Source organism: Maribacter sp. UBA3344, from assembly GCF_002362375.1.
GTDB classification, from domain to species: domain Bacteria; phylum Bacteroidota; class Bacteroidia; order Flavobacteriales; family Flavobacteriaceae; genus Maribacter; species Maribacter dokdonensis.
The window spans coordinates 1-14,540 of the sequence record NZ_DERI01000031.1 but is presented as its reverse complement, the minus strand read 5'-3'; the positions used below and the strand labels follow the sequence as shown (position 1 = coordinate 14,540).

At 35.2% G+C, this 14,540-nt stretch carries 13 protein-coding genes; 5 read left to right on the top strand and 8 right to left on the bottom strand.

The window, feature by feature from the left end:
* Nucleotides 1-75: 75 nt before the first annotated feature.
* The 6 genes from B2Z27_RS19360 to B2Z27_RS19335 form a co-directional block, all read right to left on the bottom strand.
* Nucleotides 76-1,185 carry an MBL fold metallo-hydrolase gene (locus B2Z27_RS19360; protein WP_286814904.1) on the bottom strand — a complete coding sequence of 370 codons (1,110 nt, stop codon included), beginning with the start codon at nt 1,183-1,185 and terminating at the stop codon, nt 76-78.
* 350 nt (nt 1,186-1,535) lie between these two features.
* Nucleotides 1,536-2,591, bottom strand: a complete 1,056-nt coding sequence (gene arsB, locus B2Z27_RS19355; RefSeq protein WP_099192032.1) for an ACR3 family arsenite efflux transporter — start codon at nt 2,589-2,591, stop codon at nt 1,536-1,538.
* 2 nt (nt 2,592-2,593) lie between these two features.
* Nucleotides 2,594-3,226, bottom strand: coding sequence for a low molecular weight phosphatase family protein (locus B2Z27_RS19350; protein ID WP_286814903.1), 633 nt, complete (start codon nt 3,224-3,226; stop codon nt 2,594-2,596).
* A 21-nt stretch (nt 3,227-3,247) separates the two neighbouring features.
* Nucleotides 3,248-3,715: a DUF6428 family protein gene (locus tag B2Z27_RS19345; protein ID WP_286814902.1), complete on the bottom strand. Its 468-nt coding sequence runs from the start codon at nt 3,713-3,715 to the stop codon at nt 3,248-3,250.
* 71 nt (nt 3,716-3,786) lie between these two features.
* Complete coding sequence (locus B2Z27_RS19340) at nt 3,787-4,116, bottom strand: ArsR/SmtB family transcription factor (protein WP_058105899.1); 330 nt, start codon at nt 4,114-4,116, stop codon at nt 3,787-3,789.
* A 106-nt stretch (nt 4,117-4,222) separates the two neighbouring features.
* Nucleotides 4,223-5,119: a helix-turn-helix domain-containing protein gene (locus B2Z27_RS19335; RefSeq protein WP_286814901.1), complete on the bottom strand. Its 897-nt coding sequence runs from the start codon at nt 5,117-5,119 to the stop codon at nt 4,223-4,225.
* Between the two features lie 158 nt (nt 5,120-5,277).
* On the opposite strand from B2Z27_RS19335, the gene B2Z27_RS19330 reads away from it, so the two are divergent.
* The 5 genes from B2Z27_RS19330 (at nt 5,278) to B2Z27_RS19310 (ending at nt 12,862) form a co-directional block, all read left to right on the top strand.
* Nucleotides 5,278-6,372 (top strand): efflux RND transporter periplasmic adaptor subunit, encoded by a 1,095-nt coding sequence (locus tag B2Z27_RS19330; protein ID WP_286814900.1) that lies wholly within the window; start codon nt 5,278-5,280, stop codon nt 6,370-6,372.
* Nucleotides 6,373-6,380: 8 nt separating this feature from the next.
* A complete protein-coding gene (locus B2Z27_RS19325) occupies nt 6,381-9,500 on the top strand; it encodes an efflux RND transporter permease subunit (RefSeq protein ID WP_286814899.1) in 3,120 nt (1,039 codons plus the stop codon).
* A 16-nt stretch (nt 9,501-9,516) separates the two neighbouring features.
* Nucleotides 9,517-10,860: a TolC family protein gene (locus tag B2Z27_RS19320; protein WP_286814898.1), complete on the top strand. Its 1,344-nt coding sequence runs from the start codon at nt 9,517-9,519 to the stop codon at nt 10,858-10,860.
* A gap of 80 nt (nt 10,861-10,940) precedes the next feature.
* Entirely contained in the window at nt 10,941-11,987 is a 1,047-nt protein-coding gene (locus tag B2Z27_RS19315; RefSeq protein ID WP_286814896.1) for an adenylate/guanylate cyclase domain-containing protein, read from the top strand.
* 209 nt (nt 11,988-12,196) lie between these two features.
* Nucleotides 12,197-12,862 (top strand): helix-hairpin-helix domain-containing protein, encoded by a 666-nt coding sequence (locus B2Z27_RS19310; RefSeq protein WP_083414280.1) that lies wholly within the window; start codon nt 12,197-12,199, stop codon nt 12,860-12,862.
* Nucleotides 12,863-12,921: 59 nt separating this feature from the next.
* Here B2Z27_RS19310 and B2Z27_RS19305 read toward each other — a convergent pair whose 3' ends face one another.
* Nucleotides 12,922-13,185 (bottom strand): hypothetical protein, encoded by a 264-nt coding sequence (locus tag B2Z27_RS19305; protein WP_286814895.1) that lies wholly within the window; start codon nt 13,183-13,185, stop codon nt 12,922-12,924.
* A gap of 331 nt (nt 13,186-13,516) precedes the next feature.
* Nucleotides 13,517-14,323, bottom strand: a complete 807-nt coding sequence (locus tag B2Z27_RS19300; protein WP_286814893.1) for a hypothetical protein — start codon at nt 14,321-14,323, stop codon at nt 13,517-13,519.
* Nucleotides 14,324-14,540 lie beyond the last annotated feature (217 nt).

Here is a 14,540-nt window from a genome sequence, read left to right as displayed (position 1 = left end):
TATAGAATGTTTTTAGACCTGATTTAACTAATTGTTAACTGTAAATGCTGTTAATAATATAAAATAGGAGATTGGCTATTCATAATTTTTCCACCAATCTGTATAATTGTTTACTGTATCTTTTACTATGATTTCTTGTCCAATTTCCGGTGAAATTATATTTAGGTTCAATTCTTTTGCCTTAGCCTTCACTCGTACAATGGGATCTGTCCATTCATGTAAGGCCAATTTAAAACCGGCCCAGTGTATGGGCATTACATTTTTAGCTTTAATATCTACGCCTGCCATAGCTGTTTCTTCAGGCATCATATGTATATCTGACCATTTTTCATTGTACTGGCCGCACTCCATTAAAGCCAGATCAAACGGACCATATGTATCTCCAATTTCTTTAAAATGGCTTGCATACCCACTGTCACCACTAAAAAATATATTATCTGTTGTTGTAGTAATCACCCAAGAGCTCCATAATGTACTTTGACCGTTATTCATTTTTCTGCCAGAAAAATGCTGTGCCGGGGTACATATTAATCTTATATTGTCCAGTGTCGTTTCTTGCCACCAGTCCATTTCTGTAATTTTCTCTTTTGGTATGTTCCAAGCACTCAAATGAACACCAACCCCAAGTGGTGTGTAGAAGTGTTTGGTTTTATCCTTGATCTTTAAAACCGATTCATAATCTAAATGATCATAATGATCATGCGAATATATTACGGCATCTATGACAGGCAGCTGATCAATTTCTATGGGGAATTCTTTATTGAAACGGCTGCTGCCCAATAGCGGGTGAGGTGCAGGTACTTTGCCGAACATTGGATCTATGAGGATATTTTTTCCATTTATCTGTAATAAAAAGGAAGAATGACCAAACCAGATCAGCCTGGTATCACCTTTGTAATTTGAAACATTTACCTTTTTTAGATGTTGTGGAATAATATCTTTTGTAGGTCTTCCATTAGGTACTTTTGTGGTAAAGAACGTGTATACCAGGCTTAAGGTTTCACTTAAACTCATTTCTTTTGGTACATCATTACTATTTCTGAATTTACCATCTTTATAGTTACTGGATAGTTGATAGGTTTTTTGTTGCTCTTTTGAAACATCTCCGCCAAAGCTTGGGTAATAATTGGTGAATAATAAATAGATCACCACTAAAACTCCTATAATAGATACTATTGCTATCATTATTTTTTTTAAAATTTTCTTGAACATTTACTATTATTTGATGCACTTGGTTTGTGTACCGCTTCGGTCACGTAAAGCGTTTAAAAAGTGAATATACGTATTCGCACTTTGTGATTTAGGGATGTTTATTATTTTAAATATGACCTTCGCTTAATTTTGGGTTCAAAATTAAGCAGATACAATACCATATCCGTACACTATTTACCAATTATTGAACACATTTTCCCAATTAGTCTAAAAGCAAACATTGATTATAAAAAATTAGGGTCTAAGCTTGATGCTTAGACCCTAATTAACGGATTATGTATTCTATTTATTTACGCCACAGAATAGCATATTAACCCATAACTCTATACCGTTTGAGATGTAGTTTTTGAAAAGTATTTTTTCTTCAACCAAAAGGAAACCTTTACTAAAAAAATCAATGCAGGTACCTCAACCAAAGGACCAATAACTCCAGTAAATGCTTGACCGGAATTTAGACCGAATACGGCAATTGCAACAGCAATGGCCAATTCAAAATTGTTTCCGGCTGCCGTGAAGGCTACAGAGGCTGTTTTATCATATTCTGCTCCGGTTGCTTTGGTGAAAAAGAAACCTATGATAAACATTAATGTAAAATAGATAAGTAACGGTACTGCAATTATCAGTACATCCATTGGTATTTCTACAATCAGTTCACCTTTTAAAGAGAACATGATGACAATGGTAAATAATAGCGCTATCAAAGTCATAGGTGATATGGCGGGAATAAATTTGGTGGTGTACCATTCTTCGCCTTTTAATTTCACCAAAATCAATCTACTTAATATCCCCATTAAAAATGGTAACCCTAAATAAATGGCTACGCTTTCTGCAATGGTACCAATTGATATATCTACTATGGCACCCTCAAAACCGAAGTAGGGAGGAAGCACGGTGATAAATATCCAAGCGTAGAAACTGTATGCAAATACTTGAAATATACTGTTCAGTGCTACTAAACCTGCGCCATATTCACTGCTGCCATCGGCAAGATCGTTCCAAACCAATACCATGGCAATACAACGAGCCAAACCAATTAATATAAGACCTACCATATATTCTGGATAATCTGATAAAAAGGTTATTGCCAAGATGAACATTAATACAGGACCAATTATCCAATTTAGGATTAAGGAAATCGACAGAATTTTAGTGTTTCTAAATACTTTTGGTAGCAACGCATAGTTCACTTTTGCCAATGGTGGATACATCATTAATATGAGACCTATGGCAATAGGAATATTGGTTGTGCCACTATTGAAGGTGTTTATGATATCTGGAAAGCTTGGAAAAAAATAACCGATTCCAACGCCTAAAGCCATTGCGGCAAATATCCACCAAGTTAAATTTTTATCTAGAAAACTTAATTTTTTAGATGCCATTTCTATTTGTTGATTTGTGAGAATATGTAAAACAATTCCGTTGCAATTTGAATACTTCTTTCAGCGTATTTTTCAGCTTGTTGCGGTGTGTTGTCAAAAGCCTTTGGGTCTTCAAAAGTAATAGGAACCCTTTTTTCTGCACCAGCAATAAATGGGCAACCGCCATCTGCTTGGGAGCATGTCATCACCGCCGCAAATTCAGATGTGGGATTAAACGGATCTTCATATGATTTTGAAAAGCCTATAACCGGATGTTCGTTCTCAGAAAATTTAATGGCATAAACCGGATTGCTGGTTTCTGAAAGTTTTTGAATCTGAAAACCTTGATTCTTTAAAGTCTCTGCAACCATTGGGAATAAGGCGGTAGCCTCCGTTCCACCAGAATAGCAATTCACATTTTTAATATTGAAATATGTTGCCATCGTCTGTGCCCATACTTGAGATAGATGACTTCTTCTTGAATTGTGGGTGCAAATAAAATTTATTCTAATAGCTGAATTAGCTGTTGTTTTCTGTTGAATAAAATTTATTAGCGGTTGTAAAACTTCTTTGCGTTCTTCTGTAATTGAATCAGTACTTAAAGAGCTGATGAATTGCGCTATTTCTGGTAACATAGTTGTTTCTTTAGTGATCATGTTATGGTGTATTATTAATGGTTAACAGCAGTTTCCGTCTGGTGAGCAACAAGGTTCGTTATTGATTTCTGAAAGATTTAATTTTGGTTTTTCTGCCGGTATGCCACAGTTGTCTTTTGCCAAACAGTCCGTTTGCTTAGATGTAAGTCTAAAATTGGCACCGTCAAAATCTAATCCGAATTTCTCAATGGTATTGCCTTGGTACTCAACTTCTATTTCCAAATCTTCTATTCCCAGTACCTTTTCAGATAGTTCAATAATGTGTATTAATTTTTCTGGGTGTAATCTGTGGTCATAATCATCTGCATTCCATAATTGAAAGTTGACTACTTCTTCATTACGGACCGTGCCGCCACAATCAATAAAGTTTTTGGTTATTTTACCTACCTCGGTAACATGAAAGTGATTTGGTACCAATTCGCCATTCGGTAATTGAAAGGCGATAGTTTCAAGTGCTGCTAAGTGCTTTTTAACTTCTGATAGTTTCATAATGCTATGTTTTAAATTTTCGAATTTATATTAGTACATCGCAATAATGCGATAAAAGGTTTCAAATTTTTTTAACAACAATTATTGTTAGAAATATCTTGATCTAGAAAGTGTGTCATAATATCTTTCATGCTCGCCCAATTTTCTTTGTCAATACAATAGCAAACACTGGTGCCTTCTACATTGCCTTTAATCAAACCTAAATTTTTAAGTTCTTTTAAATGCTGTGAAATAGTGGGTTGTGCTAAACCTATTTCATTGACCAAATCTCCACAGATACAAGTATCGATTTTAAATAGATGTTGTAAAATGGCTACGCGTGCAGGGTGACCAAATGCTTTAGCGAACAAGGATATCTTGTTCTGCTCATCAGTAAACATTTCAGTTTTTGCTAAACCCATTCTTTTAATAATTGTTTCATTGCAATATTACGATATAATGTAGAACAACAAAGATAATTGATCGTTAAATTTGTGTTATGTGAAAGCTATAAACATAAACTACACCCTATTTCGTAGGGAAAAATAATTCTTTCTGCTTCTTTCTAAAGGCTTTAGGGGTTTCGCCTACAGCTTTTTTAAATGTTTTTGTAAAGTATGAATTATCATAAAAATTGAAGAAATGGGCAATTTCTTCGCTACTCATATCGGTATATACTAGATACCTTTTTATTTCTATGATCAACTTTTCATTGATCAGTTCACTTACGCTCTTGCCCATAGCCTTTTTGGTAATGCGGTTAAGGTTTTGGGGTGTCATATATAATTGAGCGGCATAATCTACCACACTTCTATTATTTTTAAACTGTTTGTTTATTAAAGACTCTAAAGTCATCATATGTTGGGTGTCAACACTTATTTTACTTTCTTTTGATGCTCGGTAAAGTCTTGATAGTTTTACGAGGACTTGGGTGAGTTGAGCTTCAAGCATTTCATACTTTAAAAAATCATCATTCACATATTCTGTGTCCATTTCATTTATAAGTCGTTGAAACATCAGTAAATCTTCTTCTGATAATTCAATAAAAGGCTCACTTAAAAATCTATTGAAAATGGGTAAGGATTGTAACCATTGTTGTGCTCCATGTCTTAATATAAAGTCTGCTTGAAAGAGTACGCCAATACCTTCTGTAAACTCACCGTTAATGGCGAATACTTGCCCGGGGCTTCCAAAATAAACCGTGTTTTTTTTGGGTTTGTAACTATTGAAATCAATATTTAGTTCACTATTGCTTTCCACAAAAAATGAGATACCGTAGTTAACGTTTCTAAACGGATTGCCACTTTTTATGTATTCGGGCATATTTTCAGGCTTCAGTAAAATAAATTTCGGCTGTGTGCTACTCTTTTGATTTGCGTAATCAGCATACAGTTCCGGTATTCCAATTTGTGGTATATCTTCCATAAAAAATGGTATTTATTTATTTAAAACTACCATTTTATGAGCTAAATGGTGCTTTTTTATGGTATAATGTTCTAATAATACCATAATAGGACATTTAATTACCATTTTTAGGATTAAATGCTACGTTAACTTTGCGCCTCAAAATAGATAATTCTAATATGATGCGTAAATCTGAATTTGGTATGAAGAATAAATACCTGTGGTATCTACCAAAAAGTCTTTCAATTGTTTTTTTGGTGCTATTAACTATAAGCTGTGGTAACGAAGAAAAACCCAAGGTAAATAAAACCATTAAGGTAGAGGTTATGAACGTTGGTCTCAATACCAATAATTCCCAAACTAAAGTAGCTTATAATGGTACAATAGAAGCAGATGTAGCTATAAAGTCTAGCTTTCAAGTATCTGGTAATGTATTGCATGTTCCGGTATCTATTGGCGACTTTGTAAAGAAGAATCAATTGATCGCGCAAATTGATGCTACTATTTACTCTAGCCAATATGAGCAACAACTTGCCCAGGTACGTTTGGCAAAAGAAAATTACGAGCGTATCAATAATGTCTTCCAGAAAGGAAGTATTGCAGAGATAAGAATGTTAGAAGCTAGATCACAATATGAACAGGCACAGGCAGCTGCAAAAATGACCTATGAAAATGTACGCCATGCAAAACTTTATGCCCCAATGGACGGGTATGTAAGTGACAAAATGATGGATGTTGGTGATTTGGCGCAACCTGGTCAATCGGTAGTGGAGATCGTGAATATCAATGCTGTAAAAGCTGTATTTCCAATACCTGATGGAGAAATCAATTCCATAACAAAAGGTGATTCTGCAAATGTAAATCTCCCAACATTGGACAAATCAATTATAGGAATTGTTGATGAAGTTTCCATACAGTCCAATCAAGGTTCACCAGTGTATACGGCTTACGTAAAATTGAACAATCCTGATAAACAGATAAAACCTGGTATGACCTGTAATGTGCGTTTACAGGATAAGGTAGAAAATGGTAAAAATGTAAAAGAGGTTATCGTAATTCCTTCAGAAAGTATTGCGGTTACCGAAGATGGTAAACAGTATGTATATATAGTTGACAATGGTATCGCGGAAAGAAAGTATATAGAAACTGGCGAATTGTATGATAGTGGTATAGTGGTTAAAAAGGGGCTTGCCAAAGGAGATCATCTTATTATATCTGGTTATCACAAACTAACACAGAGTACACCGGTAGAAATTGTTAATGACGCTAAGTAGTTTTTAAGATGAAGAAAAAAAGCGGAGCCATAGATTGGGCCTTTAAACATTCTACATTTCCTATAGTACTTGCGTTATGCTTGGTGCTAATGGGTGCTTATGGGCTTTTTAACATGCCTAGAAACGAATTCCCCGACTTTACCATAAGACAAGGTCTTATCATTGGGTCGTATCCGGGTGCCTCTTCTGAAAAGGTAGAGCAAGAACTGACATCAAAAGTAGAAGAGTTTTTATTTGGGTACAATGAGGTTGATAAGACCAAGACCTATTCGTATTCCAAAGATGGTCTAATGTACATCTATGTAGAGATATCGGACAAAATTGACCATAATGCTACTGAACAGTTTTGGAATAAATTAAAGTCAGAAGTATTGATCTTTCAACAGCTTGAGCTTCCTAGAGAAGTTCAGGGTGTTATGGTGAACAGTGATTTTGGTAGTACGGCTGCCTTAATACTTGGTGTACAATCAGATACCAGACCTTACAAAGATCTGCAACGCCATGTAGAGGATATCGAAGATGAATTACGACAGATAGATAACATGGCGAAAATTTCGCATTCGGGCGGACTTACAGAGCAAATTGCCGTGTATGTGGATCAAGATAAATTGGCTAGTTATGGTATAACGCCTAGCAGTATTTCCAACAGTTTACAGAATCAGGGTGCCGTGGTTAGCGCAGGTTCCTTGGAAAATTCAGAAAGGGAAAGACCTATCTATCTTGAAACTACCTTGAAGACCGAAGCCGATATTGCCAATCAGTCCATAAAAACGGAAGAAAATGGAAATATCATACGTGTACGAGATGTTGCCCGTGTTGTTCGTGAATATGATGATCCAGATTCTTATTTGACCATTAGCGGCTCTAAGGGTATGATCATTACTTTAGAAATGGCGAAGAAAGGCAACATTGTTCAATTCGGTGAAGAAATTGATGAGCGATTAGAAAAGGTGATCAGTGAATTGCCAAGTGATATTACCATTACAAAAATTGCGAATCAGCCAGAAGTGGTCGATCATTCTATAAGCCACTTTATGAAAGAGTTTGGTTATGCCTTGATCGGTGTAATCATCGTTACCCTAATATTGCTTCCGTTTAGGGTGGCATCGGTGGCGGCAGCAACCATACCTATTACCATTTCTGCAACACTTGCCATAATGTATTTTATGGGAATAGAACTGAATACGGTAACGTTAGCGGCGCTTATTGTGGTGCTGGGTATTGTGGTAGATGATCCTATTGTCATTATAGATAACTATGTAGAGAAACTAGATGAGGGTATGTCAATACCTGAAGCTGCCGTGAGTAGCGCCAAAGAACTTTTTCCATCTGTATTTACCGCAACATTGGCTATCTCGGCAACATTTTATCCGTTGTTGTTCTTCATGGAAGGTGTGGCATCAGATTTTATTAGTGCATTTCCGTACGTTATAATTATTGCGCTTACATTATCCTTGATCATATCTATTTTATTGGTGCCTTTCATTAATTCACTTTTCATAAAAAAGGGATTACATGATAACCCTCAAGAAAAAGGACAAGATGATAAAAAATCTATGCTGGATAGACTGCAGTCCTTTTTTGACAATGCGGTCAATAAAGCCATGGAGCGTTATAAGTTGACCATTGGTTTAGGTATTGCGGCAGTAGTGGTAGGTGTATTGCTTTTTGGAGGCATTAGCCAGCAATTATTTCCAAAAGTGGAACGTAATCAATTCTCAATAGAGATCAATTTAAACCCAGGGAGTAGTCTAGATGAAACTACCAAGGTGGTAAACGGATTGGAGAAAGTATTAAAAGCCGATGAACGTGTAGCATTTTACACCAGTTTTATTGGTCAAAGTTCTCCTCGTTTCCATACGCTGTATGCACCAAACCTGCCAGCAAAAAACTATGCGCAAATTTTGGTAACCACCATATCTGACGATGCTACGGTTGAGGTTTTGAACGAGTATGATGAAAAATATGCGGATATGTATCCAAATGCATATTTAAGAATGAAGCAATTGGATATGGCAGGTACCAATGCGCCTATAGAGGTAAGGTTGTATGGTACTGATGTTGATCAGCTTAAAAAGTATGGCGATACCATAATCAATATTGCACGTAATACCCCAAAAACACTTTGGAGCAGAACTGACTTTGGCAGTATGAAAGAAGCTGTTAAAATGGATGTTAAGCAGAATGAAGCTGCACGGTTAGGTTTAAACAACAGAGATATTGCCAATGCCGTTGCAGTGAACACTACAGGCTTAAAAGCTACCGAGGTTTGGGATGAGGAGTATACTATTGATGTGAAGATCAAAAGTGAGAATCAGCATCGCCAAAATGTATCTGATCTGCGTCAGCTATCTATAATTTCTGCACAGAAACAAGCAAAGGTTCCTTTACGACAAGTAGCTGAGATTACTCCGCAATGGTCTCAAGAACAAATTACCAATAGAAATGGAAACCGTTGCCTTACCGTTCGTGTAGACATTACCAAAGATGCGGTTGCCAATGAGGTACTCGCAGAAATGATACCTCATATTGATGAGATCACCTTTCCGGAGGATATCAGAATAGAGTATGGTGGTGAGTACGAGCTGCAAATAGAGAACAATAAACCAATGGGACTTTCTCTTATGCTTAGTGTGGTATTGATTTTCTTGATACTGTTATGGCACTTTAAAAACTTTATGCACGCGTTATTAAGTTTTATCACCATGCCATTGAGCATTTTTGGTGCCGCTTTAGGGTTGATATTGATGCAGTATCCTTTTGGATTTACCTCATTCCTTGGTCTTTTGGCGCTATGTGGTATTGTAGTAAGAAACGGAATTATATTAATTGATTATGCAGATGAGTTAAGGCATGAACATGGCTACAGTGTTAAAAAAGCCGCTATTCTAGCAGCGGAAAGACGTATGCGCCCTATTTTCTTGACATCTTCCGCAGCAGCTGTTGGGGTAATACCAATGATCGTTAGTCGCTCTAGCTTATGGGGTCCTTTGGGTACCGTAATTGCATTCGGACTCATGTTCTCCATGGTACTTACTTTATTTGTTCTTCCAGTGCTATACTGGTTGTTCTTTAGAAAAGAGGATAACGAGACTACCACGGAAGAAGTGGTCAACACTAATGTTTAATAGTAGAATTTAAGTAATGAAACACATAAATACTTATTTATCCAAGGTTGGTAAATCACGTAGCTTTTTAACGATATTTTGTTCCGTAGCTATATTAGGAAATGTTTTTGCCCAACAAATTTCATTGGAAGAAAGTAAAGAAGCTGCTTTAAAGCATAGTAATGCCATTAAGAACGGTTTGCTGACCATAGAGAAGTCAGAAGCCTTTAAACGTGAAATGGTGGCAAACTATTTTCCTAATGTACAGGCTAGTGCACTTGGGCTATATGCGCCCAATGACCTCATTGGTCCTATAGACGGTTTTCTTCCCAATGGTATAGATAACTTATATAATGCCAGTGCAACGGCAACCGAAGTAATTTATGCCGGCGGAAAAATCAGAAACTCCAATGCATTGGCAGATATACAACTGGAGACTTCTCAAATTAGGGCGGAACAAGCGGTAGATAGCGTTTTGTTGGTAACCGAAAATAAGTTTTGGCAATTGGTACAAATACAAGAGCAACAAAAAGTGGTAGAGACCAATGAGATTTATCTAGATGAACTTTTAAAGCAACAGCAAGATTTATTGGAAGCGGGTCTTATTGCAAAAAACCAATTGTTACAGGTAAAGGTCAACCGTAGCGAATTGCTTTTAAATAAAAGTAGATTGGAGAATATGCGTAAACTCGCATTGCTGGATTTTTCTCTTTATGTAGGCGTGGCTTATTCTCCAAACATGAAAGCCGCTGCAGATTTTGATCAAACGATGGTTCCTGATTTTATGTATACCGAGCCAGATATGGATCTTACTGGTAACAGTAATTATGAGCTTCTTGAAAAGTCTATAACGGCAAGTAGCCTACAGACTAAAATGGCAAAAGCTGATATGTTACCTTCTTTGGCGGTAGGAGTGAGTGCCGTTGAATTTGGGGCTTTTGATGATGATTTGGATAGCCAGTTTACCGGTTTTGCCTTTGGCTCTTTAAGTATCCCCATTTCAGATTGGTGGGGTGGCGGTAAGCAAAAACTTAAGCAAGAAAGAATACAAGAAGAAATAGCCCAGAACAACCGTATGGATGGTATAGACCAATTAAAAGTGGCTATTACCCAAAGTTGGTATGATTTGTTGAATGCACACGAGCAAATTCAATATGCATTGGAAAACAAGCAATTGGCAGAAGAAAATTTAAAAGTGAACAGAGACAATTATGATAACGGCTTAAGTAATTTAACCGATTTATTAGATGCACAAGCCATGGCGCAGAATGCCCAATCTACATTGATAGACGCCTATACAAATTATGAAAATAAAGAAATTACCTATTTATACAGAACGGATCAATTGGTAGTTCCAAGTTTAGAGAGTTTAAAACAATAACCAAAACTATAGCCTAAACTTTATATTTCAGTAATTTCTAGATTGCCAGCATCACTAAAGAATATCAGGTCCGTATGAAAATGAAACATATATTTAGAATGTTGACCCTGGCGGTAATGTGGCTGATTGCTATAATGGTGTTTGACATAGTGCTAAATATAAAAATTTTTCAAAGTGAAGATTGGCTTGCTTATTTAGAATATACGTTTACCTCAATTTTACCTTTTGTACTGGTTTACTGCTTGGTAATTAGCGCAAGCGATGTTTTTTTGTTACGTAAAATGCTTAGGGATTATCCTTTTGCGAAAGTGGTATTCATAAAAGCCATTTTACAATTTGCGGTGATGTACTTTATACATTTTGTAGGTACATATGTAATTTTTGAATTAATGCCACCAAGTTCTAATGAAGCGGTCAATGCACATTATGCCTATTTAGGGTCTTCACTTAATATATTCTATATCATATATTTTTTTGTAGTTAGTTTTCATTTCAGTTTATATGCACAGGTTTCTAGAAAATTTGGTTCTACAAATCTTTATGATATTATCATGGGTACATATTTTAAACCGAAAGAAGCTCAGCGTATTTTTATGTTTTTAGACCTTAATCAGTCTACGACAATAGCCGAAGAAATTGGGCACCTTAAATATAGCAGACTCATACAAGAATGCTTTAGCAAGTTAACCCATCACATTGAAAATTATGATGCTGAGGTGTACCAATATGTGGGGGATGAGGCGGTGCTTACTTGGCAAAAATCTAACAGTATTGCTGCACAACAATGCTTGGACCTATTTAAAGATTTTCAAGATAATTTAGATGCAACGGCACATGAATTTGAAGATGAGTTTGGTTGGGTACCTAAGTTTAAATATGGTGTGTGTTATGGTACAGTAGCCATTGCTGAAGTAGGGGACTATAAAAGGGATATTGCTTTTCATGGCACTGTTTTAAATACGGGAGCCAGATTGTGTCAATTATGCAAAGAAATCAATGAAGATATTCTTTTCTCGAATTCGTTCTTTTCGCTTTTGAGCCATGGTGTAGACCGGTTGGATTATATAGGAGACTATATGCTTACAGGTAGAACGTCTAATGAAAAAGTGTATCGCTTATTAAGCTAGTATTTTGTCATACTTTTTACATAAAAAATTTGTTGACATGAAGTGATGTTGAATTACAGAAGAAAATCTAACGTAAAAGATTTTATTAGTTTGACAATTTTAAGGTGTCTTTTTAACCGAATACATTAAATCAACAATTTCTTAACCTAAACTTTTGAAAATGAGTATTTTCTATGTTACTTTTATAATAGAATAAAATACTATAAAAAATGGCACTGAAAAAACAAGTAAAAGGAAAATATACATTAGTCACCTTTACCATAGCGGAAAATGAAGCTCCAAGTACGTCTAACGTAATACTTTTGGGCGATTTTAATAATTGGCAGACAAACGATAGTTCTTTTCAAATGGAGAAGAAAGGTAGCAGCTATGAGAAGAGTGTAAAACTGGAAAATGGTAAAAAATATGAATTTAGGTATTTGAGTGATGATAAGGGATGGTTCAATGACCATGCTGCAGATGCATATGTACCTTCTCCATATTTTGGAATAGATAATAGTGTGGTTGATTTAAGTGCTTTACCGGAAAAAAAGAAGACTGTAAAGAAAGTTGCCGCTAAAAAGCCAGTAGCTAAAAAAACGGTTGCCAAAAAGCCTGTAGCGAAGAAAACAACGACCAAGGCCAAAAAAGATGATCTTAAGAAAATTGAAGGTATTGGCCCTAAAATTGCATCAATATTGACCGATAACGGTTATGGTACTTTCAGTGCGCTTAGTAAGGCATCAGTAAAATCTTTAGAGGAAATTTTAAAAGCTGCTGGGCCTCGTTACACTATGCACAAACCAGGTACATGGCCAAAGCAAGCTAAATTGGCAGCTTCTGGTGACTGGGATAAATTAAAAACATTACAGGATAAATTAGATGGAGGAAAGTAAAATATAGTTCAATTGGAATACGTAACCCCAAGTATCTATTTGGGGTTTTTTATTAGCCTTTATTCCATAAAAATAACATAAGTTCCTGTTTCATTATTCAATTCAAATTCGGAATTGAGGACCAAGATTTCATTGTAATTCGTATAAGAGCAACAGTCTTCTATTTTTCTTTCAGCATCTACATAAAAGTCAAAAATGTGATTATTAGCTATATGAATTTCTAAATTCACGATTTCTGTTTTCCACCCAATTGAACTAATATGAATTATGTTGATGTCATTTTCCGAAATAAAGGAAAAATCTATAGGTTCATCATTATTCAAGTTGTCAGTTATTGTAATTTCATTGGAGTTAAACGTCCCATTTGTGAATAAATTTTCTCCGCTTGTTTTGTCAACAATTTCAAAACTGAAACCTTGAGGTGGAGTAAAACATTCTCCACAATTGTCGTCATTACAACTTTGGAAAATTATTAGGATAATACGAGTTTCAATTTAAGTATTCTCATTTCCTTGTTTATTAGTACTTATAAATTTACAGATACTAACGAAGACCAATAAGGTCTATCACATTTAGGAGTGTGAGCAAGTTATATTTAAAGAAAAAAAGGTGTTAATGCTAAAAGATAATATTAATTAACTTTAAGAAACTGGACTAAGGCTTTTCATAGGAGGTTTTGTTAGCAATAGTTTTTATCTCCTTACCAGCTAAGGTTTCGAAATTATAATAATTATTAGTCTCGTAGATTCTGAAGACTTTTTTTAAATCGCTTTGAGTAATTCTTTGAATAAGTTTTTGAATATCTTCATCTGAAATTGACTTATCCGCAAATACTCTCAAATGAATATCAGACTCTAATTTTAGTTGATGATGTTCATCTAATGGATTGAGGTTTTGTTTGAATTTAATAATGTCGTTTTTAATCGAATCCAGTCCATTACCATATTCTGAGACAATAGCACTTTTATTATTAATGGTTCCAATGAAAATTTTCAAACCATATTCACTAGATAGACCAATACGTTCAACTTTGGTATCATTGGGTAATGTAAATTTCACTCCACTTTTTTTACTCAAGAAATCAAAATAGTTTTCTGCTCTTAGTAAGTTGAAATTTCTATCTATTGTTGAATCGTTAATTTTATTAAAGGAAAGAGTATTGTTGTTTTTAGAAAGAAAATATTCCATAAACATTGTTTTTGTTGAATCTTTTTCAAAAGTCTGATAGGGCCATTGTGCAATATAATCAAACTCAATTTTGGATTCGTCCGCTGTCCATTTTACAGTCTGAGTATTGCCCTCCATAAATATTAGACTATCTGGGTGAAAGTACATTCTGGTAAATCCATCATTTTCCAGTCCATACCACTTTCCATTTATTTCTTTTTCAAAAGAATTTTGTCCACACGATAAGAGTGTCAATATTGGGCCAAGAATCAATACGTAAATTTTCTTTTTCAAAATTATTGCTAACGTTCCGGCTATAATTAGTACGGGAATTAATAAGCGATTAATTTTCGATTAAGCACTTAGCCAAACCTTTTTATTTTATTTTAATTTTTTCATTTTAAAAACCAAATCAATAGATTTGGCGGACATTATAAATATACCCGAAACTTGGCGTTAAGCACCAAAATCCGTATTAATTATAGCCATTGTGCCTGTTGCACAAGTTAAC

Coding starts and splice junctions, on each gene's coding strand:
- B2Z27_RS19360 (WP_286814904.1), bottom strand. CDS start 1,185: ATGATAGCAATAGTATCTATTATAGGAGTTTTAGTGGTGATCTATTTA.
- arsB (WP_099192032.1), bottom strand. CDS start 2,591: ATGGCATCTAAAAAATTAAGTTTTCTAGATAAAAATTTAACTTGGTGG.
- B2Z27_RS19350 (WP_286814903.1), bottom strand. CDS start 3,226: ATGATCACTAAAGAAACAACTATGTTACCAGAAATAGCGCAATTCATC.
- B2Z27_RS19345 (WP_286814902.1), bottom strand. CDS start 3,715: ATGAAACTATCAGAAGTTAAAAAGCACTTAGCAGCACTTGAAACTATC.
- B2Z27_RS19340 (WP_058105899.1), bottom strand. CDS start 4,116: ATGGGTTTAGCAAAAACTGAAATGTTTACTGATGAGCAGAACAAGATA.
- B2Z27_RS19335 (WP_286814901.1), bottom strand. CDS start 5,119: ATGGAAGATATACCACAAATTGGAATACCGGAACTGTATGCTGATTAC.
- B2Z27_RS19330 (WP_286814900.1), top strand. CDS start 5,278: ATGATGCGTAAATCTGAATTTGGTATGAAGAATAAATACCTGTGGTAT.
- B2Z27_RS19325 (WP_286814899.1), top strand. CDS start 6,381: ATGAAGAAAAAAAGCGGAGCCATAGATTGGGCCTTTAAACATTCTACA.
- B2Z27_RS19320 (WP_286814898.1), top strand. CDS start 9,517: ATGAAACACATAAATACTTATTTATCCAAGGTTGGTAAATCACGTAGC.
- B2Z27_RS19315 (WP_286814896.1), top strand. CDS start 10,941: ATGAAACATATATTTAGAATGTTGACCCTGGCGGTAATGTGGCTGATT.
- B2Z27_RS19310 (WP_083414280.1), top strand. CDS start 12,197: ATGGCACTGAAAAAACAAGTAAAAGGAAAATATACATTAGTCACCTTT.